Below are 22,160 nucleotides of genomic sequence, written 5' to 3' on the forward strand. Positions count from 1 at the left end.
TTAGAATTGGTAGGCGGCGGTCAGCGTGATGAAGCGCCCGGTTTCCACATAGGAACCGTTACCGCCGCCATCCTGAGTGCCCAGGTACTGCGTGGTCTTGCCCAGGGTTTTGTAGAACTGGACATTGTCCGTCAGGTTCTTGGCGGCCAAGGTCACCGTCACGCCGGCGAAGGGATAGCTGACGCTGAAGTCCAGGCTTTTCACCGGCTGCAGGTAGGTGTCCAAGTTGTTGCTGGTCAGGCCCACCAGCTGCAGCCCGGTGTACTGGAAGGACAGGTCGGCCTTCAGGCCATCCTTCTCGTAGAACAGGTCGACGTTGTACATCAGCTCCGGCGCGCGCGGCAGCCAGGTGTCGCGGCCGAAATGGTCGGGCCGCCGGCTGTCGGCGGAGCTGTGCTGCACCGTCACCGAGCCGCCGAGGCCGAAGCCGCCCCAAACGCCCGGCAATTCCGTCAGCTTGCGGCGGGCATCCAAGGTCAGGCCCATCAGGTCGGCGTTGCCGCCGTTCTCATACTCGCTGACGACGATGCCGCCATTGTTGGCGGTGGCGACATTGGCGCTGGGCGCCGCACCGGAGGAGCTGGCGGCGTAAATGAAGTCGCGGATCGATTTATAATAGGCGTTGACCTCCACCACCATTTGGTCCGGCCCGTAATATTCGGCCGACAGGTCGTAGTTGGTCGCCTCCGACGGCTTCAGATTGGGATTGCCCTGGCTGATCCCGTTGATCTGGCCGGTGACGTCGTTGCGGGAAATGGTCACCGGGCTGGCGATCAGGCCGAACGCCGGGCGGGAGAAGGACTGGCGCACCGCGGCGCGGTAAACGAAGGCGTCGTCCGGGCGATAGGTCAGGATCAGGCTGGGCAGGACCTCGCCATAATGGTTGGAGCTGGTTTTCCAGGCGCCACCGTCACCGTCCACCTGCCACTGCCGGCTGGCGAAATCGGTATCCTCATAGCGCATCCCCACCGTCGCGCGCAGATCGCGGTATTGGAAGTTCGCCTCGACATAGGCCGCGTAGATGTCCTCGGTGCCGTACACCGTGTTGCGGATATAGTCGTTGTAGGTGTAGGCGCCCGGATTGCCGGTCGCCTGGCCGGTGCTGGGGTCCAGGCCGTATTGGCTGGTGTATTTGTACGGCAGGGCGCCGTTCTCATAGGTGGAGCGGTCCAGGACGCGGAACTGGCCGGCGTAGGTGCCGTCCAGGAAGGACGACAGGTTGCGCCCTGCCAGCGCCTGCACCGTCGGGCCCGCCGGGTTGTAGTAGGGACGCACGGCGCCACTGGAGTCCAAGATGACGAAATTGTCGCCGTTGTTGCCGAAGAACTGGTGCTGATACTGGTAGCGGTCGGACCGGCTGAGGCTTAACCCGCCCCGGATATTGTCCAGAATGCCCTGGTGGACGCTGTAGTTCAGGTTCACCTTGCCGCTGTACATGGTGTTTTCCTGAGCGCTGTCCGACCCTTGGAATTTCCACAGCCGGTCGGACGTCTGGCTCAGGGCATAGGCCTTGTCCGCCGATGTACCATAGGTGACCTTGGTCGCGGCCGGATCGCTGAGGTCGAAGGACGTGGTCCCGGTCGTATCGACGGCGCCGTAGGCGCTGCCCTCGACATAGTTGGGCCGCTCGATCCGGCTGTAGCCGTAGGAGAAATCATAGTCGGCCGTCAGCCGGTCCCAGACGTTCCGCCCACCGATCTTGGTGGTCAGCAGCTCCTCATTCTGGTCGCGCAGCTGGAAATAGGTGCCGGGCAGGATGCCCTGTTCGCTGAAGGTCGTGCCGTTACAGTAATAGCAGACTTGGCCGCCGTTGATGCTGTGCTGGGTGTCGGTGCCCTTGACCTGGTATTTCGAATACGAGCCCAGGATGTAATAGCGCTGGTCCTGGTCCTGCTTATCCAGGGTGAAATTGCCGCCGTAGCGGGTGATTTCATCCTCGTAATAGTCATAACGCACGCCCGCCGCCGACAGACCGTGGACCTTGGTGAAATCGGTCTGCGTCGCCTCCGACGCCAGCGTCGGCCCATAGCCCGTGGCCTCTACCGTTTCGCCCGCCGTGTTCTTGCGGGTGAAATAGCCGGTGGCGTACAGGCCGATATTGTTGGCGAAGCGTTGCGCCGTTTCGATCTGGCCGCCGCCGCCCATGAAGTCGGCGCCGGTCTTGCTGGCCAGGTCGGAATAGTCGCCCTGCATCGTCACCTTGGTCATGGGACCGATGAAGTCGAAGGCTGACGGGGTGCGGATGTCGATGGTGCCGCCGATGCTGTCGCCATCCATGTCGACGTTGGGGGTCTTGTTCACCGTCACCGCCTGGATGCCATAGGGCGCGACCATTTTCAGCGACAGGGCGCGGCTGTTGGCATCCGCCGCCGGCACCCGCACGCCGTTCAGCGTGTAGGCGTTGTAGGAAGAGTCGATGCCCCGGATGGAGACGTATTCCTGCTCACCCGTCGCCGCCTGCCCCAGGCCCATGTCGCTGAACGCCGACAGGCCGGGCAGGTGGGTGATGATGTCGACGATGTTGCCACCGGGATGCTGGGCGATCTCCTCGGCCGACATGACGCTGGTGACGGCGGTGCTCTCCCGCTTTTCGTCCAGCGCCCGCTGGGTTCCGCCCACGCGTTCGCCTGTGACCAGCACGTCGCTTATGGGCTGATCCGCCGGGGCGGCCCCATCCGCCGCCCGCGCCATCGGCGCCACCCCCATTGGCGCCAACAGCGCCAACAGCACCGTACCGCTCACCGTCCAATGAAGCGCTTGGCGGCGCCCCGCGCCCACCCCACCAAAGCCGATCATCCCCTCGCTCCTTCATCATCGGCGCTGGCTGCGTTCGACGTGCGCCAGCTGTTGTTCGAAGGGGCTTGTCCGTTGTCTCCGTTGCAGTTTCGATGCGGGGCTGTGAACATTGCATAATGTATAACTTTTGATATTCCGGTTGCCGCCCCCTATGCCATTCGCTCATTTCCCTGCGGTTGAAGCCCTTATGGCGGCTGGAAATCTAAGGCAGCACATCTCACGGAACCGCCTTGCGCGCCATCGGTGGCGGCGGTGCGCCTGGACGAATCGACCATTAACCGGTCGCATGGTTACCTCGGGAGCATCGGCGGCCAAATGAGCTGGCCGGCCGGGCGATGCCGAGGACGGCGACCAGGACGGCGGCGGGTTCTCAAGAGGGGTCGCAGGCCGGCAACCGCAGGCGGAACACCGCACCGCCACCGGCCCGGTTCCCGGCGGAAATGCCCCCGCCCATGGCCTGGGCGAACCCCCGGCAGATGGCCAACCCCAGGCCGGTTCCCGTCCGCTTGGCGTCGCCGGCCCGCAAGCGGCTGAATTTGTCGAAAATCGCCTCCAAGGCATCCGGGGGAATGCCCGGCCCCGCATCTTCGATACTGATTTGCACTTGCCCGTCCTGGAACATGGCCGAAACGGACAGGGCGGTGCCGGGCGGCGTGTGCTTCAGGGCATTGTCGAGCAGATTGAACAGGATCTGTTCCATCAACAGGTAATCGGCCATGACCATGGGCAGGTCCGGGGCCACGGCGATGGCCAGCGGCCGCCCCGTGCGCGCAGCGCCCACCCGGTCCAGGGCGGCGTCCATCACATCCGCCACCTCCACCGCCTCACGCTTGCAGCGCAAGCCGCCGGCCTCCAGCCGCGTCATGTCCAACAGGTTGCCGATGAAGCGGTCGAGGCGGTCCGCCTCTTCCTGGGCGCCGGCCAACAGTTCCTGCCGTTCCGCCGGGCTGTTGTCCGCGTTAGCATCCAGCAACACGGAATGCACCCCCATGATCGTGGCCAAAGGCGTTCGCAGGTCATGGGAAATGGAGGTCAGCAGGGCGTTGCGCAAACGCTCCGTTTCCGCCTGGGCCTGCACCTGCTGCACCTGCGCCGTCAGCCGCATCCGCTCCGCCGCGTGGGCGGCCTGATCGGCCAGGGCGTGCAACAGGTCGAACTCCGCCGGCAGAAAGGGCGACGTGGCCGGCCGGAAGACCGCCAATACCCCCAACAGCGCTCCCGACGCCCTCAGCGGAACCAGGCACGCCCCCGGCCTGCACGACGGCCGCAACCGCAGGCCGGCCGCCTGCTCCGCCCGCCACTGCACCATCAAGTCCCGCAATTCGGTGTCCGACGCCGCGCCGGACACCGGTTCGCCGCCGGTGATGAGGCCGTCCGCCCCCGACCATTGTAGCGCGGCCTGGCCGCCGAGCAGGCCCGCCACCTGCCGCGCGATGGTTCGGCTCAAAGCCTCCTCCGTGTCGACGCTGGTGATCTCGCGATAAAAGGCGAACAGGGCGGCCGTGGTGTCCGCCTGCAACTTGATGGTCGCTGTCTTGCTTCTGATCTGGGACACCAACTCACTGACCACCACGGCCACGATACAGAACAGCGCCATGGCCAACAGGTCTTCCGGGCTGCCGACCTCAAAATGATAAACCGGCGGGATGAACAGGAAATCCCAGGCGGTGATACTGAGGATACCGGTCGCCAGGGACGGCCCCCAGCCATAGCGCAGGGCGCTGAAAACCACGGCGCTCAAGTAGATGGTGGCAAGGCTGGCGGGCGCCACCAGTCGGTCCGCCAAGTACGCGACACCGGTGGCCACCAGCACCATGGCGAAACTGATGACATAGGGTCCGAGCAAAATCGGCAACCGCGTCAGCAATTTCCGAGGGGCCGCCGCAAATATCGGACCGTTACCAGCCGCCATAAGTGTTTCCACTTTTACTTGGGTATCGTTCATGTCATTCCCAAATGCGGGCCGTCCGCCTTGAACGGGCCCCAGACAATTTGCCGCGCCCTAAACAATCGCCTGTCGTTGCAATGATGTGCGCGCTTCGCCATCACCATGAACGCGATCGCGCCGCCCCGCTTGTCAACAAGATCCTGGGCCGTCCCCCGGCGCGGGGGCTCCGGCGAAGCCCCTGCCCCTCGGCCCCAACTCCCAGCCTGACGATGTCCCTGAACCCCAGCATCCTCGCCATTGATGACGAACCCCAGATCCAGCGCCTGCTGCGACTGGGCCTCAGTGGCCACAACTTCAAGGTCACGGAGGCCCGCCTGGGCAGGGCCGCGCTGGACAGGTTGGGCAAGGGCGGCTTCGACGCCGTCATCCTCGACCTCGGCCTACCGGACATGAGCGGCTTTGACGTGCTGGCGGAAATCCGCCGCAGCTCCCCGGTGCCGGTGCTGGTCCTGTCCGTCCGCGACCATGAGGCCGACAAGATCAAGGCCCTGGACCTGGGCGCCGACGACTATGTGACCAAGCCGTTCAGCGTGGGTGAATTGGCGGCGCGCCTGCGTGTCGCCCTGAAGCATGGCTATCAGATGAAGGGAACCGAGGCCCGCCTGCGGGTGGGACCGCTTGAGATCGACCTGGTGGCTCAGCGCGTCTATCGCGACGGGGCGGAGGTCCGCCTGTCACCGACGGAATTCAGGATCCTGAGGGTGCTGACGGAACACCGGGGCAAGATCCTGACCCACGACTTCATCCTGCGCAAAATCCGTGATGAGGCGGAGACGTCCGTGGACCCGCAGTATCTGCGCGTCTATGTGCGGCAACTGCGCCTCAAGCTGGGGGACGAGCCGGGCCGCGGCCGGCTCATCCGCACCGAGATGGGTATCGGCTACCGGCTGGCAGCCGACACCTGACGCGCCCGGGACTTATGGTACAGGGCACCGCCCCGGATAGGAAAAGCGGCCGGATGATACACCAGCCGGGCTCCAGAAGCGTTGCCCGGCTGGAAACGCTGGCTCAGTTGGGTCGCCCGCGCACCCGGATCACCACGGAGGGTGATATGCGACACCACGGCGGCGGCGGCCAAACAGGGAGCGGGATCATCCGGTGCCGTGTCACCGCTCCGGGGCCAGACCCAGCTGGGCCAGACGGTGCCGCATCGCCGCGATATGGCGCAGCGCATCGCCGGTGGCCCCTCCGTCGCACTCGCGGGACGCCAGCACCAGCTGGTTCTTGAGAAAGGCGTAATCGATTTCCGAAACTTGGCGGCCCGCTTTACCCACAACATAAATTTGGGCGGGCTTGGCGGGGGCCTGGAAGCCCGCCTCATCCCATTGCCGCGTCATGGCGGCCAGGGGGGCGGCGCAAGCCGCGTCGGGTTGGGCCGGCGACGCCAGGGTCCCAGCGGCGCACAGGATCACCAGGGCGACGCCGGCAAGGGGCAGCATCTTTTTCATGTCAGTCTCCATTTTTGTCGGCGGCGCATGGAGCGAGGATGGTCCGCGCCGGCCATTGCTCATATCCCCGGGCCTGGATCGACAAGGCGAAGGCCTTGTCCTGCCTCTTCTCCACCCGGGATATTGAAATTCTTCTTCCGGCGCGGCTTGCCCGCAGGCACTCCTCCAACCACACCGTGTTATCCCGCATGGGACCTTCCAGTGAGAATCGTCGGGTGTCATGGTCAACCACGGCCAGGAAATGATGGGGGCCGATCAGTCGCGGTTTCTTTCGCGCCGCCATCTTGACCAGCCCCCACCCGCCGCTTTTTCTAGAAGTGCAGGATCACGTCCATGGCACCCATGACCGTGTATTTACGGTCGGGGGCGATACCGGCATTGGCGTTGCCGTTGAAGGCGTTCACGCCCAGGGACCGATCCCAGTCGATCTCGGGCCGGATCTCCACCTGCGGCGACCACCAATGCTGCCAGCCCAGGCCCAGGTTGAAGTATTTCGCCTTAGTGCCCGTCCGCTGCCCCTGCTGGTCATCGAAGAACTCCGGCCGGAACGAAATATTATCCCGGGGAGTGATCTGATAGTTCAGGTAGGCCACGGTGCCGATGGCGGTGGCGCGGCAGGTCAACGCGTTGGGGTTGGAGCAATTGGCCAGCCCCGGCGCGTTATAGGGCATGTATTGCGGCGAGAAAGGCGTGCCGCCGGCGGCATAGGCGGCCATGGCCGTGGCGTTGTTCAGATTGGGCACGCCGTTCTGGTGCAGGTCATAGATTTCCCAGGACAAGTGCCACTTATCGTTGAATTTGTGATAGTAAGTAACACCATACCACTGGAGGTTATTGTACCCCCAGACGCCGTTATTGATCCCGTTTGCACAAGTATAGACGTTATCGTCGCCGCTATCGGTCGTATAGCGGATGCAGCCCGTCAGCGACGGCTTGGCCCCCGGATCCTTCAGGAAAGTGTTGCCGGGGTAGAGCGGATTGGGCGCCGGGTTCTTGACCCTTTCCCCCCAATGCCAGAACGGCGCCTCGGTGCCGATACTGACGCCCAACTGCAGGAACAGGTTCTTCGTCGCGGCCAGAGTGGCCTGCACGCCCTCGTTCGTGTAGTTATCAAACGTATACGTCATCGAATGAGTATACATGTAGTTGTTCGGGGCAAGCTGTGCCTCGATATCGGGCAGGGAAATGTAACGCCCGGCGCGCAGCATCAGTCCCTGTGCCACTTGCGGAATGTACAGCTCCCCATAAAGCATGGGGAAATCGTAGCCATTGACGTTGTTTTTCTTCAAAAGCTGATAGCTGGCGATGCCGTATGACGTCGTGTAGCGATAATTCTCGCCATAGATGGCCGACAGCCGCATGCCCCAATCGATATGATCGGTCTGCACCGTATCAGGGAAACGGTCCAGGTATAGGACGACCTGGTCCAGTTGCACGGTGTTGGGGGTGTACGCATAGGCGATGGGCGCGTTGCCACCAGGACGAACGGTGTTGCTGCTGACGTTGAAGCCGGCATTGACCCAGCCATAGAGCTGGAAATTATGATCCTGCAGCCATTCGCCGGGCGCGGTGTTGCCCAAGGCGACCATAAGGGGAGAGTCGACCGAGTTGGGCCGGGTGACGCCCAGCGCGGTCGCGCCACCATAGGGCCATTCCGTGAAGGGCATGGGCGGGGTCGACTGCGGCGTGGCGGGCCAGTCATCACGGCGGCTGGCCGGCGCATTGGGATCGGAGGGGGCGGCCGCCTGTCCCCATTCCAGCGCGTAGTAATTGGCGAACCGCTCAAAGAAACCGGTGCCCAAATATTCGTCCAGGCATGAATAGGTCGCGTAAGGATCGCACGATGCCCCCGCCGACGCGGGAGCGCTGGGCTTGGACGGGTCCGCGACTTCATCGGCCAGGACCGCCGACGACATCAGCAGCGACGCGGGCACGGCCGTGGCAAGAAGCAGGGTCCGCGCTGTCCCACCCCGGGCGCGGCGGACAGGACCACTTTTGAACATTTCACACCAATCCATAGCTGAGTTACCCCCTTCGTCAATTGCCGCCTTGCCCGATCAGGAGCGAGCCTGACCGCTAAGCACTTCCACCATGCCGAATACTGAATGACAGCACCCGGCACGAAGGTGAAAGGACAGCAACTGCCGCGCAAATGCGACGGCGATGGAAGATAACCGCAAAGAACGATAAAATTTCTATGGCATAGGCCCGTTATGTTTATAAGAACACTTTAGTGATTTTGACGGAATTTAATTATCTATTATTTTGCAAGACACCTTAAATTTCCCCAGAATTATTTATTTTTTGGAGCATTGAAACGTAATATCTTTATGGGGCATTTATAAGGTCACCCCACAGAAATCTGCATCTCATTGTTTACAAAAGATTTTTCCATCCATCCACCTTTCTGGCCGGCCCGCTTGGGTGGTTCCCCCATCATAAGCGTTTCGCAAATGAAACGGTGAGGGAACGCCGGATGGACGGTAAAGCCGAGATTGGGATGCCGACATGTTGCCGGCAACTCCCTCAAACCCCATCGAAGGCGGCATGGCCACACCGGCACTCGCGGCGGCCGGTGTGGCGGGTACCGTCAGGTGATCTATCAGCGCAGCCCGGTTCGGCCCTTCCTGAACGGCGCCGGCCATCGCTTAAAAGGCAGAGTCAAGTCCCGTGACCACGGCCTCACGGCCCCCTCTCAAGATGGAGTTGCCGGCGAAGGAGGTACGCTGATCAATGACGGCCGGCCCCGCCCAGTCGGTTTCGGAAATTTGACCACTCGGGGCGAAGGCCGTCAGGGCGTTGGCATAGCAGGCCAGACTCACCTGTTCGGCCGGAACCCCCTGCTCCAACGCCAGGCGCGCGGTTTTGGGCACCGCCAGGGGATCGGAAATGCCCCAGTCGCAGGCTGAGTTGACAATGATCCGATCGGCACCGTAGCGCTTCAGTATCTCCACCATGCGGGCGTCGCCCATCTTGGTGCTGGGATAGATGGAGAAAGCGGCCCAGAAGCCCTGGTCCAGGACGTCGCGCACCGTCTCTTCATTGTTGTGATCCACCACCACCTGGGCCGGCGACAGGCCGTGTTCCAGGCAAACGGCCATGGAGCGCAGCGTGCCCTGCTTCTTGTCGCGGTGTGGGGTGTGGATCATGACCGGCAGCGACAACTCCCGCGCCAGATCCAGTTGCAGGCGGAAATAACGGTCCTCCAGCGCCGTCTGTTCGTCATAACCGATCTCGCCAATGGCGACGACACCGTCCTTTTGCGCGAACAGGGGCAGGATTTCCATTACCGCCTCAGCCAACGCCTCATCGTTCGCCTCCTTGGAATTGAGGCCGATGGTGCAGTAATGGTGGACGCCGAACTGGCTGGCGCGGAACCGCTCGAAACCCAGAATGGCGGACAAATAGTCGGCATAGCTGGCGACATGGGTGCGGGGCTGGCCCAGCCAGAAGGCGGGCTCGATGACCGCGACCACGCCGGCGGCCGCCATCGCCTGGTAATCATCGGTGGTCCGCGAGATCATGTGGGCATGCGGATCGATATACTGCATCAGAAGTGTTCCCTTTCCATCCACGCGCCGGCCGCGGCGCGCTCCTCCGGATCGTCGCTGCGCGCCGCCAAGGCCAGGTCGTCAACCGCCCCGATCTCGGCGGCGAAGGGGCCGAGGCACCGCCACAACTCCACCGATATGCGTCGGCCCGCCGCCCGACGTTCCCGGGCGTAATCGCGCAGTATGCGGGCCAGATCAGGGTTCGCCCGCGCATCCAGCCCCTGGATGGGGGCCAGCGTGCTGTCGACGAACAGCGCCTTCAGCACCATGTGGTTCCAGCGATGCTCATCCATATGCTCGCGCGGATAGGGGCTGTGATGGGCGATGGCCTCGAAGACAGGGCGGATGTTGGTGCGCAGTCCCTCCCCCACCTCATCCACCAGCGCGTGGGCATGGGGATAGAGCGGAAGCCCCTGGAAAAGGGCGACCTGTTCCGCCGGGTCCGCCGCCCGCCGCAGCCGTTGAAAGCGCGCGTGGAAGGTATCAGGCGTGGCGGACGGGCAGCGCAGCAGCAGCAGGATGCGTGCCGCCCCTTCCAGGCTCCATGACTGGGGCCGCCAGCCGGGCCGCACCGCTTCCGCCGCGGCGATGTCGTCGGCCGTCAGGGCCAGGGGACCGCGCCCCAGTTGGCGCGGGACCTGGCCAAAGGCGATGGCCAAGGCCCTTTCGGCGGCCGGATCGCCCGGGGTCATGGCGCCGATCTGGCCCAGCCGCGCGTCCAGCCATTCCCGCCCCGTAGCCGGCGCCTGCCGGGCGGTCCAGTCCCGCAACAACTCCTGAGCAGCATCGTTCATGCGCACAACCACGTACTTAAGGTTTTAATCCGTTCCTTATCCATATCATAATGATACATGTTGCCGCATGATGGCACGCGAAAAACGATCCGACACGGCGGGATATCCTAAAAATATGCATCGTACCGTTGTTCTTCTTGTGGTGGGGCTCACCCCCGATCTGGTGGGGGCCGACACGCCCCATCTCGCGGCTCTGGCGTCGCGTGGCGGACTACGGCCCCTGGCGACGGTGACGCCGGCGGTGACCTGCACGGTCCAGTCTACGCTGGTGACGGGCCTGCCGCCTTCCGGGCATGGCGCCGTGGCCAACGGCTGGTATTTCCGCGACCAGGCGGAGGTGATGCTGTGGCGTCAGTCCAACCGTCTGGTCCAGGGGGAAAAGCTGTGGGAGGCCGGCAAGGCGCGCGATCCGGGCTTCACCTGCGCCAAGCTGTTCTGGTGGTACAACATGTATGCGTCGGCGGATTGGAGCGTGACACCCCGGCCCCTGTATCCGGCGGATGGCCGCAAGATACCGGACTGCTACAGCCATCCACCGGAATTGCGCGACACCCTCACCGAACGGCTGGGCACCTTCCCCCTGTTCCGTTTCTGGGGGCCGATGGCCGACATCACCGCTAGCCGCTGGATCGCGGAGGCCACCCGCCATGTCATGACGGCGCACCAGCCGACGCTGACCCTGACCTATTTGCCCCACTTGGATTATGATCTGCAGCGCTTCGGGCCCGACCCTTCCCACCCGGCGGTACGCCAGGCCCTGCGCGATGTAGACGCCCTGGCCGGTGATTTGATCGTCGACGCCGAGGCCGCCGGCGCCCGGGTGGTCGTCGTGTCGGAATATGGCATCACGCCCGTCACAGAGGCCATCTTCATCAACCGCGCGCTCCGCGAGGCGGGGCTGATCGCCGTCCGGTCCGAACTGGGACGTGACGTTTTCGACGCCGGCGCGTCCGCCGCTTTCGCCCTGGCCGACCACCAGGTGGCGCACATCTATGTACGCGATCCCCAGGATATCGACCGGGTCAGGGATCTGGTCGCCGGGCTCGATGGGGTCGAGGCGGTGTGGGGGCAGGCGGAAAAGCGCGTCCAGGGGCTGGATCATCCGCGCGCTGGCGAACTGGTGGCGGTCAGCCGGGCTGATCGCTGGTTCGCCTACCATTACTGGACGGATCCCGCCCGCGCGCCCGATTACGCCCGCACCGTCGATATTCACCGCAAGCCGGGCTACGATCCGGTGGAGTTGTTCTTCGATCCGGCCCTGCGGTGGCCCAAACTGGCTTCGGCCTGGCGCCTGGCCTTGCGCAAGCTTGGCCAGCGCCGCCTCATGGATGTCATCTCCGCCGGCGACACGGCGCTGGTGCGCGGGTCCCATGGCCGCCTCACCGACGATCCGGCACAGGGGCCGCTGGTCATCAGTTCGGCCCCCCATCTGCTGCCGGAGGGGGCCGTGGCCGCCACGGATTTCAAGGCGCTGGTGCTGGCGCATGTGTTCGACTGACCGCCCAACGGCCACGCCGTCAGGTGCCTGGGATCACACGCTGCAGGATCAAGGTAAGGGGGAAGCATAGGACCGCCACGGCCACCACCGCGACGTCGCCCCCGGCGGCGGCGATCAACGCGGCGTCATACAGGGCGATGGCCGCGATCAGCAGCGCCACCGCCCGGGGCACATCGCCGGGCGCACGGCGGAAAAAACGGCGCAGGCCGGCGGCGCAGGCCAGCCCCAACGCCAGGCTCAAGGCCAGGGCCAGCGGGACGGCTCCCTGCCCCGTCAGCGCGGCGCCGATGGCGATGATCAACGGCATGGCCAGCACGGCCAGCGGCCAGGCGGCGCCCAAGCGGTCGTAAGCCTCCTGCCGGGCGGCGTAGGTCAGGCCCACGACCAGGCAGAACAGCCCCGTACCGCCGATCCACAGGCCGGGGGCGTCCAGGCGTCCACCGGCCATGGCCGCCGCCGTGCCGTAGCACAGCAAGCGGCAGAGCCCCATCACCAGGGGGGCCGCTGCCGTCCGCTTGTGTATCCAATCATAGAGCAGGATGGCGCCCACCAGGGCCCCCGCCGCGACACCGGCGCGCGGGCCCGCCGCCGCCGCCAGGGCCAGGCCCAAGCCCAGCAGGGCGAAGCCGGCGGTGAACACCGCCGCGCGTGAGGCGTCGCCCTTGGGAATGGGGCGGCCGGGCCTTTCGCGCGCGTCGATCTCCACATCCATGGCGTCGTTCAGGTACATGCCGCCGATGTAGAACAGGACCAGCGCCAGCAGGGCGCGGGCGGCGTCGGCGGGGCCGATCTCCGGGGCACCCCCGGACAGGATGATGCCGGCCAGGGCGTTGGACAGCACCGTCGGCAGGTTGGAAACCCGGCCCAGGATCAACACGGCGCGCGGCCGGATCAGGATAGCTGGCGCAGTACCCATTCCAATTCCCTCTCAATGCCCCCGGTGACGTCCGCACCCCCGCCGAAATCCTCCATGAGGCCGGTGCCGGCGGGCAGCACGTCCCAGGTATAGGTCTCTATCTCCAGATGAGCGGAGATCGGTCGCGCCCGGTGCAGCGCCAGCACCCGCTCCAGTACCGGCCGGGTGGAGCCCAGCGGTGGGCGCGGCTCCGTGAAGACGGGCACATGGAAATGGATGCGCCATTCCTCGCCATCCCCAGCGGAGGCCAGCGCCTCCGGCAGGTCCAGGAAACGGCGGGTAGCCCCGTCCGGCGCCCGGGTCACCACCTGGTGCAGGTAGACGGTGTCCCTGAAGGCGGCCACCTGATGCCGCGCTTCCGCATCCATGCGGTCAATCCGCAATGCTGCGCTCAATTGCACCTTGTGGATGGGAATGCCGGCCTCGGCCAGGGACGCGAAGGTTTCCTCCGGTGTCTCGAACGCCACCGCCATGTGGCACACGTCCAGGCACAGCCCCAGGTGCCTGGGCAGGGCGGCCGCGGCTTCGTCAGGCGTGAGGCCCGTCAGCGCCGCCAATTGCAGCACCGCCGTCGGGGTGAACAACCAGTCCTTGAAGAAGCTCACGGCATCCTGCGTGGTTTCCAGCAGGCACCAGGGCTCCGGCTCCAGGGCCAGCGCCACCGTGCGGCCGGTCTGGCGCCACAGGGTCACGAGGTCGGCGACGCTGCGCAGCAGGCCATCGGCCACACGGTCCTGCCAGTCGCGGGTGCTGCCGACGAAGCCGCCGGGCACGGTGCTGATGGTGGCGGTGCCGCCGGCCGGTATCAGGGCCGCCATGATGCGTGCCAGATTGGCCGTGTAGTGCCGCCGCTCCGGCGTGGTCCAATCCGGTTGATATACGTCGGTCTTGACGCTGACGCCGTGGAAGGGACCGTAGGGGAAGCCGTTCATGGTGTAGGCGACGTACCCCTCGGCAGCGAACAGGTCGGCCAGTTCGGCCGCCGCCGCATCCGGATCGGCGGCCGCCTCCGCCGACAGGCGCAGCCCCACGGCGAAGGGCGCGTCAGGACACAGCCGCCGCTTGATCTCGCGCACCGGGCCCAGCAGCGCCGCTTTGACGTCGGCTATGGTTTGTGTGGGGTGGACGTTCAGGCAGTAGCCCAGCCAGCCTTGTCCTCCGGGCAGGCGCATCAGGGGGTCTCCCGTTCGGCCAGCCAGTCCAGCGCCTGCGTGATCAGCGCCGTGTCCATCTCATGCACTTCCACCCCGTGGCCGATCCCGGCCAGCAAGGTGATGGTCAGTTCCCCGCCCAGATGTTCGCGGAACTCCTCCAGCGCCGCCAGGGCAAGGGCCCGTACCTCCGCCGCCGGCCGCGCCAGGATGGGGTGCCACAGGCGAAAGCCCAGATGCTCCAGCAAAACGGCGACGCGGGTCTCCGCTCCGGGGGGCAGCATGCCCGCCAGGACGGAGTAGCGGGTGTCCAGCGCCAGGCCGATGGCCACCGCCTCGCCATGGCGCAGATGGTGGCGGGTCAGGCTTTCCAGCTTGTGGGCGATCCAGTGCCCGTAATCCAGGGGCCGGGCGCTGCCTTGCTCGAACGGGTCGCCGCCCCCGGCGATCTGGGCCATGTGCAGTTCGGCACAGCGCCGGATCATCCAGTCCGTGGCCGCCGGTTCGAACAGGGCCAGGGCGTCGGCGTTGCGCTCCAGCCACTGGAAGAAGGCGCCGTCGCGAATCAGCGCCACCTTCACCGCCTCCGCCATGCCGGCAACACGGTCGCGGGCCGGCAAGGTGTCCAAAAACGCGGAGTCGTTCACCACCGCCCAGGGTGGGGCGAACGTACCGATCTGGTTTTTGGCGCCATTGCGGTTGATGGCTGTCTTCACGCCCACGCCGCTGTCGTTTTGGGCCAGGACGGTGGTGGGGATCCGGATCAGGCGCACGCCGCGATGGGCGGTCGACGCCGCCAGGCCGACCGCGTCCAGAAAGGCGCCGCCCCCCACGGCCAACACATAAGAGTGGCGATCGATGCCGGCGTCGAAAATAGCGTCGTGCATGCGGCCGATATAGTGCGCCTCATTCTTCACCCCCTCCCCCCCCGGCAGTGGGATGGGCGCCCGCGTCAGGGCCGGCACATCGGCGCGGGTGTGGAAATAGGCGCTGACGGCGTCAGACAGGCCAGGGCGTCCCTCCATCACCCCCATGTCCAGGAAGACCAGACAGCGCGCCCCCGGGCACGCCCCGGCGGCCATCACGGCGGCCAGGGTCCCATTCTGCGGGTGGAAGCAGTCCCGGGTGAAGGCGACGGCGTAATCGTAGGTCACGGCAAAGCGCTGGCGAACGATGTCGCCGGGGCCGTTGGTGTGCGCGGGGACGGTCACACCTCTTGATTGAAGGTTCATGCGTGCAAATACCTTTTCTAGTGCTCGATAAAATGGTATAGCCGCACAGACAATCAATCAATGGCGTATGCCGTTTCCGCACAGATCTAGTCGTATGTGACGCATAGCGCGCGCCCATACGCTTTAATTGCAATTTTCCGAAGCGCCGGGATGGTGGTCGCCGATGGCTCCGCCGCCGGTCGTCTTCCGTGCCGCAATCTTCTTGCCGTAGCGGTTCATCCGCATTGGCGCACCTTCACGACAGGGGCCAACGCCATGAGTTATTTGAACGCGACCCGATTGGTGTTTTCCGGCCGATTCCAGGCGGATCCGTCGACGGTCAACAACGACGTCCGCCACTACGACAGCGCCAGCTTCTTGCCCGAGTATCAGGAATACGGGCACGGCGACAAGGCGGAGGGCTGGTGGAATCCCTCGGGATCGGGGGCATTCCGGCTGATCGACTGCGTGGTGCGCGGCGTGCATTACGCCGATGGGCGCAGCACGGACAACCCCAGCGTCGACCCCATCGTGGGCATGGCGGTATTGGATTCCAACACCCGTACTAGTGGCAAGATCGTCGACATCGACCCGCAATGGCAGCTCGCCTCCCAGTTGTGGGGCCTGGTGGTGCGCCTGGCCAAGGTCGACGCCACAGGTGCCACGACGCTGGTCGGCGGCAAATACGCCCCCAACCCCTTCCGCGACCTATGGTTCACGCGGGTTTCCGGCTTTGGGGGGGATGCCGCGGCCTCGGCCCTGTTCCAGTCGGTGCTGACGGGGGTGGAATGGGCGGACGATCTGCCCGACAGCGCCTTCCTTAAGGAGCTGCGCGACAAGACCGAGGGGGATCAGCTATCGATCCGACTGGTCACCTACGCCTACCGTGATGACCATACCCAGCCCGGCTTCACTTTCGGCACCGTTTCCGGCGTCATCGGCCCCTATTTCGTGGGGGAGCCGGAATCCTTCGTGGTGGGACGCCGCTTCGCGCCGCAGAGCGGTTCCACCTCGTGGAACAACATCAACTTCTTCACCGGCACGCTGGGCAACGACCACCGGCTGCTGCTCGACCTGGGCAACGCCCTGCCCATCGACACGAACTATCAGCCGCTGGATCTCGGCACCATGACCGTGGGGTCGCTGCTGGGACCCGACACGGCGGAAGGCGGGCCCGCCGGCGTCGGCAACTTCCAGCCCATCGGCACCGTCCCCTACCAGGACCCCGACTGGCTGCTGAAGGCGGGCGGCATCGCGGAGTTCACGCTGAACAAGACCCAGCTGAACAACCAGTCACCCGGCGTCTATACCCCCCTCGCCCTGGCCACCCAGCCCCAGAACGCGCCCGTACCCCTGGTCGCTATCCGCGAAACCGCCGGCGGCCAGTTCGTCGGCGCCGAACCCTTTGTGCTGCGCATCGACAGCAGCCAGAATGGGCCGGTCGGCGTCACCACCACCCTATACGCCGCCAGCTATGGCCAGCCCACGCCCTTCACCAGCCTGGTGCTGGCCCAGACCGGCGAGATGGACGGCCTGGGCGGTGGCTACGGCATCGATCAGCCCGCCGCCCCCATCCCAGCGGCGGGCATTCCCATGTCGGCCCTCAATTTCCCCACCACGGTGGCGACCGGCGCCGACGGCACGGTGACCATCACCGTCCAGGGGTCGCCGCCGAACAATCCGCGCGGCTACATCGATGGTCAGCTCTACAACATCACCTATCAGATCGCCGGAGAGAGCCGGCAGAATTTCGGCCCCTTCGAGGTTATCGCCGTCCATCTGCGCGACGCCTATCCGGTGCCGCAAACCCCGACCTGGGCCGCCAACATCGAGCCCATCTTCCAGCAGTACGCCAACCTTTACCCCATCATGAGCCGGCGGCTGGTCAACCTGAACAACCCGCTGTCGGTTTTCCACAACCGGGAGATCCTGTCGCTGGCGTTCTCGCTGCATATCACCGACCCCAACTACATGCCGGTCACCCGTGACCTGTCGGAAGGGAAGCGGCAAACCATCGTCAAATGGCTGGGCGCCCTGGACCGGGACGCGGACTTCCAGGCCGCGCTGGCCCACGCGACGACACCGGCGGCCCCGGCTCCGGCGACGGACCTGAAAACGGCATCCGCCCCGGCCGAGGTCGTGGCGCCCGCTGGTGGCAAGACCACCTTCGCCCGCGCCTATGCCAAATCCAAGGCGGGCTCGAAGGCCGGCGCCTGACCGGCGCCGACACCTGTTCCCCGCTGGCCATACCCCGCTGGTGCGCGCCAAGAACACGCTCCTTGGCGCGCCCGCCCCCCGATCGGAGATGCCCGCCCATGTCGACCAACGCCGCCCGCCACCTCAGCCTCCGCCCTGACATCCTCCAACGTCTGAAGGGGGCGGCCTGCGCCGCCGACCTCTGGCCCTTCCTGCAGTCGGCGGTGGAACTGGAGCACTCCACCATCCCGCCCTACCTTTCGGCCCTCTACTCCATCAAGAAGGGCCACAACGTCGCGGCTGCGCAGATCATCCACTCCATCGTGGTGGAGGAGATGCTGCACATGACCATCGCCGCCAACGTGCTGAACGCCATCGGCGGCAGGCCGGTGATCAACCATCCCAAGTTCATCCCCACATATCCCGGGCCCCTGCCCATGAACGTGGATGACGGCCTGATCGTGGGGCTGGCGCCGCTGAGCCTGGATCTGGTTCAGAACGTCTTCATGCGCATCGAGTTGCCGGAGACGCCGCAGCATTTCCCCCGCCTGCTGAAGGCGCCGGGCGAACGCGGATACGCCACCATCGGCGAATTCTACGACGCCATCATCGCCCGCATCGTGGCCCTGGGCCAAGGCATCTTCACCGGCGATCCGGCGCGCCAGGTGGTGGACAACGCCTGGTTCCCGCCTGATCAGCTTTTCCCCGTGACCGATGTGGCGTCCGCAGTGCGGGCGCTGGAAGTGATCAAGCGCCAAGGCGAGGGAACATCCCACAATCCCTTCGACGGCGACGGTCAGCCGGCCCACTACTACCGCTTCGAGGAGATCGTGGCCGGCCATCGCCTGGTGCGGGATCCGATGGCGCCCCAGGGTTATTCCTTCACCGGCGCGCCAGTGCCCTTCGAGCCTGAGGGCGTTATCCAGTTCGTGGAAAACAGCCACCTGTCCGATTACGCGCCGGACACGCTGGCCTATAGCGGGGTGGCCCAGGCCAATTACACCTACACCAGCCTGCTGAACGCCCTGCACACCACCTTCAATGGCGAGCCGAACAAGCTGCGCGCCTCCCTGGGCCTGATGTTCGAGTTGCGCCTGGTGGTGCTGGAAAAGGTGGTCAACCAACCGGCGGATGGTTCAGCGCCAACCGACGATACGCTCTACGCGGCCCCGGCCTTCCAGTTCGCGCCTGCCGCCGCAACCGCCGATTTCGCGGCCGCGCCCATGGTGACGGCGGAGACCGTGGCGGCCCAGTCCTGACCACCCCGCCGGCGATCGCGGCGCAACATCCTGCCTACAATACAGGGGGCTTTCATGAAACGGACAGCAATCGCGGCAGCTGCGGCCTTGGCATTGGGTCTGGGCGCCCTTACGGCCCAGGCGCAACAGGCGGGCGGCAACGCCTGCCAATTCCCCACCACGCCGCCGCCGCCCAGCGGCGACGCCGGGACATTCGCCACCTACGCCTGGCAGATGTTCATCGCCTTGAACTGGACGCCGCAGGTGGGCGACCGCGGCGTGCCGGACTGCACCAAACCCCTGGGAGGCAGCACGTCGGGCACCGTCTGGCAGACCTACAAGACGGTGGACGAAATCTTCCTGCCCAACGCCCAGAACCCCGGGCCGTGGAACTCCTCCCTGACGCCGACGCTGTTCAAGCAGACGGCGAAGGCATCCACCGCCGTCATGAAAAGCACGATGGGCACCGTGATGCAGCCGGTGGGCGGCTGGCTGATCGACCAGGCGGGCAACCCCACCTACTACGAGATCGCGGCCAACCGCGTATCTTACGACTACATCGTCGCCAACGGCTTCTATAACGCCAACACGGTGAACGCGGCTCGTAACATCGCCTTTCCCGAGGGGGCGACCGAGATAAAGGCCAGCTGGCGCATCCTGACCGCCCAGGACGACATGTCCCGCTACCTGACCCTGGCGGCGACGGTGGAGACCTTCGACGCCAACGGCAAGCCCAATGGCACCAAGGCGGCGACCTTGGGCTTGGTGGGCTTGCACATCATCGTCAAGGCCAAGGGGTATCCGCAGTGGATCTGGTCCACCTTTGAGCAGGTGGACAACGTGACGCCGGCCCCGAACGGCAAGGCGTCCTATTCCGACCCCAACGCGAAACCCAGTGACGTGAACCAGTCGCCCTGCCAAGTCGGCGTGCTGCCGTGCACGCCCAAGCCGGGCAAGACCTTTCAGACGCCGGACCCCCTGACCCGCGTGACCGCCATCCCGTCGGCCGTGGCGGCCGTCAACCAGCAGATCCAGGCGCAGTATGGCTCCACGTTCGTGAAATATTATGAGCTGGTCGGCACCCAGCATCCCGCTGATCCGGGCGATCCCGGTAACCCGCTGGGCACGCCGACCCCCAACCTGTTGGCCAACGTGACCATGGAAAGCTACCTGCAGCCAACCAGCAGCTGCATGGCGTGCCACTCCACGGCCGTATCCGGCCCCAGTCGCTACAAGTCCGACTTCTCCTTCCTGTTCATCCATGCCCAGGCCCCCAAGAGCGGACACTGAGGCGGCACCAACGCGGGTAAAGGGAGCACCAACATGGGTATTTTGAACGGCCCCCGGATCAACTTCTGGGGCGGCATCCGCGCCAACGTGTGCACCGCCAATAACAGCGACCAGGTGGGCGACGTCGAACTGTTGGACCTGGCCAATTCCATGGTCCGGCCGGGGTACAGCGACGAGCAGGCGATCGACCTGATGCGTACCCCCACCACCAATAACGGCGTGCCCTATTACACCAATGGCGGCTGGAATTATTACGGTGATCACCAGGTCAATTTCGTCAGCGCCACCGTCAGCAGCCAGGGCCCCGCGGGGGGCGTGGTCGACAGCGGCGATCTGGTCGGGCTGCCGGTGTACCTGCTGGGCTCCATCGACCCCGTGACCGGTCAAGGGCCGTTCTTTGGACCCGTCATGGTCGATCTCGACCCCACCAGTTCGCAGGCCACGCAGATTTACGTGGGCGGCTTGCAGATCGGTGACAGCACGGCACCCAAGCTGCTGATCCGCCATGACACGGTCTGTTCCAGCCAGAGCCTGAGCAGGCGCGTTCTGACCTTCGAGACGGACGCCCCCGGCTCCTCCGGCTTCAACGGGACCTTCCAGGTGACTTTCCCGAAGTCGGCGGTGACTCAGTACGATGCCAGCAGCCCCATCATCGCGGCCCTCATGAACGATGCGAAGGCCACGGGCATCGTATTGCGCTTTTCCATGTTCGAGATGGCGCCACCGCTGACCACGGATGAACTGGTGGCGGCGTATAACGCCAATACCAATCCATCCAATCCCAGTTCCGGGCGCGTCGTAGGCACGCTGGGCCCCCATTATGAGGGCGAGCCGGACACCTGCCCGCCGGGCCGCCTGCTGTCCAACCCCGCGCTGCCGGCACTGGTCCCCGGTACGTTCGCCGAGGGTTACGCCTTGGTGGATGCGGCGGCGGCGCGCCTGAGCATCGACACGCTGAACCTGTTCCCCAAGCCGTCCTTCCGGGCCGACCGCACGGACATCACCAGCCCCCTCACGCCCAATGTCGACTATGGCCCCATCACCGTGGGGACGGGAAGCCATGACACTCCCCTCGGCGTCACGTTCGATGCGCGGCCAGCCGACTATTACAAGTTCGGCGGCATCGTCGATGTGCCGCTGAGCCCGCAGCAGGTTCAACTAGCGCAGTCGATGCCTTTGGTCCTCTCGGGCAGCAACGGCGGCAACAGTGTCAAGATCACCGAACAGCCGTTGCGCATTTACGGCGACCCCCGCAACATTTATTTGGATGATAGTGCCGACCGCCAGGTGATGTGTTCCTTCACGGTGGCCTATCTGGGCGGGCCGCTGCCGGCGGATACGACGTTCGACATCGTCAGTTCGACCTCCGGAACCCTGCCCAATCCGAATTACCTGACATTCCCGCCCCATGTGGTGGTGCGGACGGGACAAAGCCTCCTCAACCTCCCCGTCAGTGATTATGGCGGCGCGAATTTCGGTTTTGAATGCCTGACCATCAAGAGCGGCACCAGTTCCTATTTCGTCAATTACCGCAAATATCCAAAGTCGGATTTTGGCATTCCCAAGGGGGCCACGATCACATGGCAACAGGCCTACGACATCGCCCTGCGCTTCCACTACATCGTCTTCCCGGCCATGTCGTTGCGCATTCCGCTCAATGACATGGGGACGGTGGTCGCCACGGCGGAGCAGTTCCTGGCCCGCCTGTCACCGGCCTATCGCAACACGACCCTGTGCATGCCCATCACGCGCAGCCTATCGCCCAGCCAGATCCAGTTGCTGGACTGCTTCTTGTCGAATAAGCCTTGGGAGCCGCTTCCCTGAGCGGTCGCTGATCATTCTATGGCGATGCCCCGCTGCCGGTCGCCGGCATCGGACTACAACACAGCCTCATCGGAAGACCAGCAGGGGGCCAGACTGGCCCCCTGCCCGGCCACCTGGAAGCGGATCGGGGCAGCCAGCTCTCGCTGAGTCTGTCCCACAAGCAGCTTCACGCCCAAAGGCGATTCCGCCTTTGGGCGATCTGCTCTAGCAGGGTGCGGAAGAATGGAGCGTTAAGGCCCCTTTCCCCATGAACCAAGCCGATTGAAGGCTTGATCGAGGGGCTACGGGCCGCTTTTGCG

Annotated in this window: 15 protein-coding genes; 6 read left to right on the forward strand and 9 right to left on the reverse strand. The window is 65.1% G+C overall.

All coding sequences use genetic code 11. From position 1 onward, the window contains the following. Together FBZ90_RS26375 and FBZ90_RS26380 are read right to left on the reverse strand one after the other, a co-directional pair. Positions 1 to 2,796 (reverse strand): TonB-dependent receptor, encoded by a 2,796-nt coding sequence (locus FBZ90_RS26375; protein WP_145736466.1) that lies wholly within the window; start codon positions 2,794 to 2,796, stop codon positions 1 to 3. Between the two features lie 370 nt (positions 2,797 to 3,166). After that, a complete protein-coding gene (locus FBZ90_RS26380) occupies positions 3,167 to 4,642 on the reverse strand; it encodes an ATP-binding protein (RefSeq protein WP_186456059.1) in 1,476 nt (491 codons plus the stop codon). Positions 4,643 to 4,953: 311 nt separating this feature from the next. Between FBZ90_RS26380 and FBZ90_RS26385 the strand changes: the two genes are divergently transcribed. Next, positions 4,954 to 5,649: a response regulator transcription factor gene (locus FBZ90_RS26385; protein ID WP_145736470.1), complete on the forward strand. Its 696-nt coding sequence runs from the start codon at positions 4,954 to 4,956 to the stop codon at positions 5,647 to 5,649. Positions 5,650 to 5,850: 201 nt separating this feature from the next. On the opposite strand, the gene FBZ90_RS26390 is transcribed toward FBZ90_RS26385, so the two are convergent. The 4 genes from FBZ90_RS26390 to FBZ90_RS26405 all read right to left on the reverse strand — a co-directional run bounded on the left by FBZ90_RS26390 (position 5,851) and on the right by FBZ90_RS26405 (position 10,537). Further along, a complete protein-coding gene (locus FBZ90_RS26390; protein ID WP_145736473.1) occupies positions 5,851 to 6,192 on the reverse strand; it encodes a hypothetical protein in 342 nt (113 codons plus the stop codon). Positions 6,193 to 6,503: 311 nt separating this feature from the next. Beyond that, positions 6,504 to 8,210, reverse strand: coding sequence for an outer membrane beta-barrel protein (locus tag FBZ90_RS26395; protein ID WP_211102346.1), 1,707 nt, complete (start codon positions 8,208 to 8,210; stop codon positions 6,504 to 6,506). Positions 8,211 to 8,840: 630 nt separating this feature from the next. Then, a complete protein-coding gene (locus FBZ90_RS26400; protein ID WP_145736475.1) occupies positions 8,841 to 9,743 on the reverse strand; it encodes a TatD family hydrolase in 903 nt (300 codons plus the stop codon). Then, positions 9,743 to 10,537, reverse strand: coding sequence for an EboA domain-containing protein (locus tag FBZ90_RS26405; RefSeq protein ID WP_145736477.1), 795 nt, complete (start codon positions 10,535 to 10,537; stop codon positions 9,743 to 9,745). Before FBZ90_RS26405 ends, FBZ90_RS26400 begins: the two co-directional genes overlap by 1 nt. A gap of 115 nt (positions 10,538 to 10,652) precedes the next feature. On the opposite strand from FBZ90_RS26405, the gene FBZ90_RS26410 reads away from it, so the two are divergent. After that, on the forward strand, positions 10,653 to 12,035 hold the full coding sequence (locus FBZ90_RS26410) for an alkaline phosphatase family protein (RefSeq protein ID WP_145736479.1): 1,383 nt from the start codon (positions 10,653 to 10,655) through the stop codon (positions 12,033 to 12,035). A gap of 19 nt (positions 12,036 to 12,054) precedes the next feature. Here the strand turns inward: FBZ90_RS26410 and FBZ90_RS26415 are convergent, their stop codons facing one another. The 3 genes from FBZ90_RS26415 to FBZ90_RS26425 are packed head-to-tail and all read right to left on the reverse strand — an operon-like array spanning position 12,055 to position 15,313. Then, a complete protein-coding gene (locus FBZ90_RS26415) occupies positions 12,055 to 12,951 on the reverse strand; it encodes a UbiA family prenyltransferase (protein WP_145736481.1) in 897 nt (298 codons plus the stop codon). Next, complete coding sequence (eboE, locus tag FBZ90_RS26420) at positions 12,927 to 14,123, reverse strand: metabolite traffic protein EboE (protein WP_145736483.1); 1,197 nt, start codon at positions 14,121 to 14,123, stop codon at positions 12,927 to 12,929. Before eboE ends, FBZ90_RS26415 begins: the two co-directional genes overlap by 25 nt. Then, on the reverse strand, positions 14,123 to 15,313 hold the full coding sequence (locus tag FBZ90_RS26425; RefSeq protein WP_246130890.1) for a 3-dehydroquinate synthase: 1,191 nt from the start codon (positions 15,311 to 15,313) through the stop codon (positions 14,123 to 14,125). Before FBZ90_RS26425 ends, eboE begins: the two co-directional genes overlap by 1 nt. 276 nt (positions 15,314 to 15,589) lie before the next feature. On the opposite strand from FBZ90_RS26425, the gene FBZ90_RS26430 reads away from it, so the two are divergent. The 4 genes from FBZ90_RS26430 to FBZ90_RS26445 all read left to right on the forward strand — a co-directional run bounded on the left by FBZ90_RS26430 (position 15,590) and on the right by FBZ90_RS26445 (position 21,861). After that, entirely contained in the window at positions 15,590 to 17,530 is a 1,941-nt protein-coding gene (locus tag FBZ90_RS26430; RefSeq protein WP_145736487.1) for a hypothetical protein, read from the forward strand. Positions 17,531 to 17,628: 98 nt separating this feature from the next. Continuing rightward, on the forward strand, positions 17,629 to 18,768 hold the full coding sequence (locus FBZ90_RS26435) for a ferritin-like domain-containing protein (protein WP_145736489.1): 1,140 nt from the start codon (positions 17,629 to 17,631) through the stop codon (positions 18,766 to 18,768). 54 nt (positions 18,769 to 18,822) lie between these two features. Further along, the gene (locus tag FBZ90_RS26440; protein ID WP_145736491.1) at positions 18,823 to 20,037 is read left to right on the forward strand and encodes a hypothetical protein; all 1,215 of its coding nucleotides are present in this window, start codon (positions 18,823 to 18,825) and stop codon (positions 20,035 to 20,037) included. 33 nt (positions 20,038 to 20,070) lie between these two features. Continuing rightward, positions 20,071 to 21,861 carry a hypothetical protein gene (locus FBZ90_RS26445; RefSeq protein ID WP_145736493.1) on the forward strand — a complete coding sequence of 597 codons (1,791 nt, stop codon included), beginning with the start codon at positions 20,071 to 20,073 and terminating at the stop codon, positions 21,859 to 21,861. The last annotated feature ends 299 nt before the right edge of the window (positions 21,862 to 22,160 follow it).

Source organism: Nitrospirillum pindoramense (assembly GCF_007827955.1).
GTDB classification, from domain to species: domain Bacteria; phylum Pseudomonadota; class Alphaproteobacteria; order Azospirillales; family Azospirillaceae; genus Nitrospirillum; species Nitrospirillum amazonense_B.

Coding starts and splice junctions, on each gene's coding strand:
- FBZ90_RS26400 (WP_145736475.1), bottom strand. CDS start 9,743: ATGCAGTATATCGATCCGCATGCCCACATGATCTCGCGGACCACCGAT.
- FBZ90_RS26385 (WP_145736470.1), top strand. CDS start 4,954: ATGTCCCTGAACCCCAGCATCCTCGCCATTGATGACGAACCCCAGATC.
- FBZ90_RS26415 (WP_145736481.1), bottom strand. CDS start 12,951: ATGGGTACTGCGCCAGCTATCCTGATCCGGCCGCGCGCCGTGTTGATC.
- FBZ90_RS26435 (WP_145736489.1), top strand. CDS start 17,629: ATGTCGACCAACGCCGCCCGCCACCTCAGCCTCCGCCCTGACATCCTC.
- FBZ90_RS26430 (WP_145736487.1), top strand. CDS start 15,590: ATGAGTTATTTGAACGCGACCCGATTGGTGTTTTCCGGCCGATTCCAG.
- eboE (WP_145736483.1), bottom strand. CDS start 14,123: ATGCGCCTGCCCGGAGGACAAGGCTGGCTGGGCTACTGCCTGAACGTC.
- FBZ90_RS26405 (WP_145736477.1), bottom strand. CDS start 10,537: ATGAACGATGCTGCTCAGGAGTTGTTGCGGGACTGGACCGCCCGGCAG.
- FBZ90_RS26395 (WP_211102346.1), bottom strand. CDS start 8,210: ATGGATTGGTGTGAAATGTTCAAAAGTGGTCCTGTCCGCCGCGCCCGG.
- FBZ90_RS26375 (WP_145736466.1), bottom strand. CDS start 2,796: ATGATCGGCTTTGGTGGGGTGGGCGCGGGGCGCCGCCAAGCGCTTCAT.
- FBZ90_RS26440 (WP_145736491.1), top strand. CDS start 18,823: ATGAAACGGACAGCAATCGCGGCAGCTGCGGCCTTGGCATTGGGTCTG.
- FBZ90_RS26445 (WP_145736493.1), top strand. CDS start 20,071: ATGGGTATTTTGAACGGCCCCCGGATCAACTTCTGGGGCGGCATCCGC.
- FBZ90_RS26390 (WP_145736473.1), bottom strand. CDS start 6,192: ATGAAAAAGATGCTGCCCCTTGCCGGCGTCGCCCTGGTGATCCTGTGC.
- FBZ90_RS26410 (WP_145736479.1), top strand. CDS start 10,653: ATGCATCGTACCGTTGTTCTTCTTGTGGTGGGGCTCACCCCCGATCTG.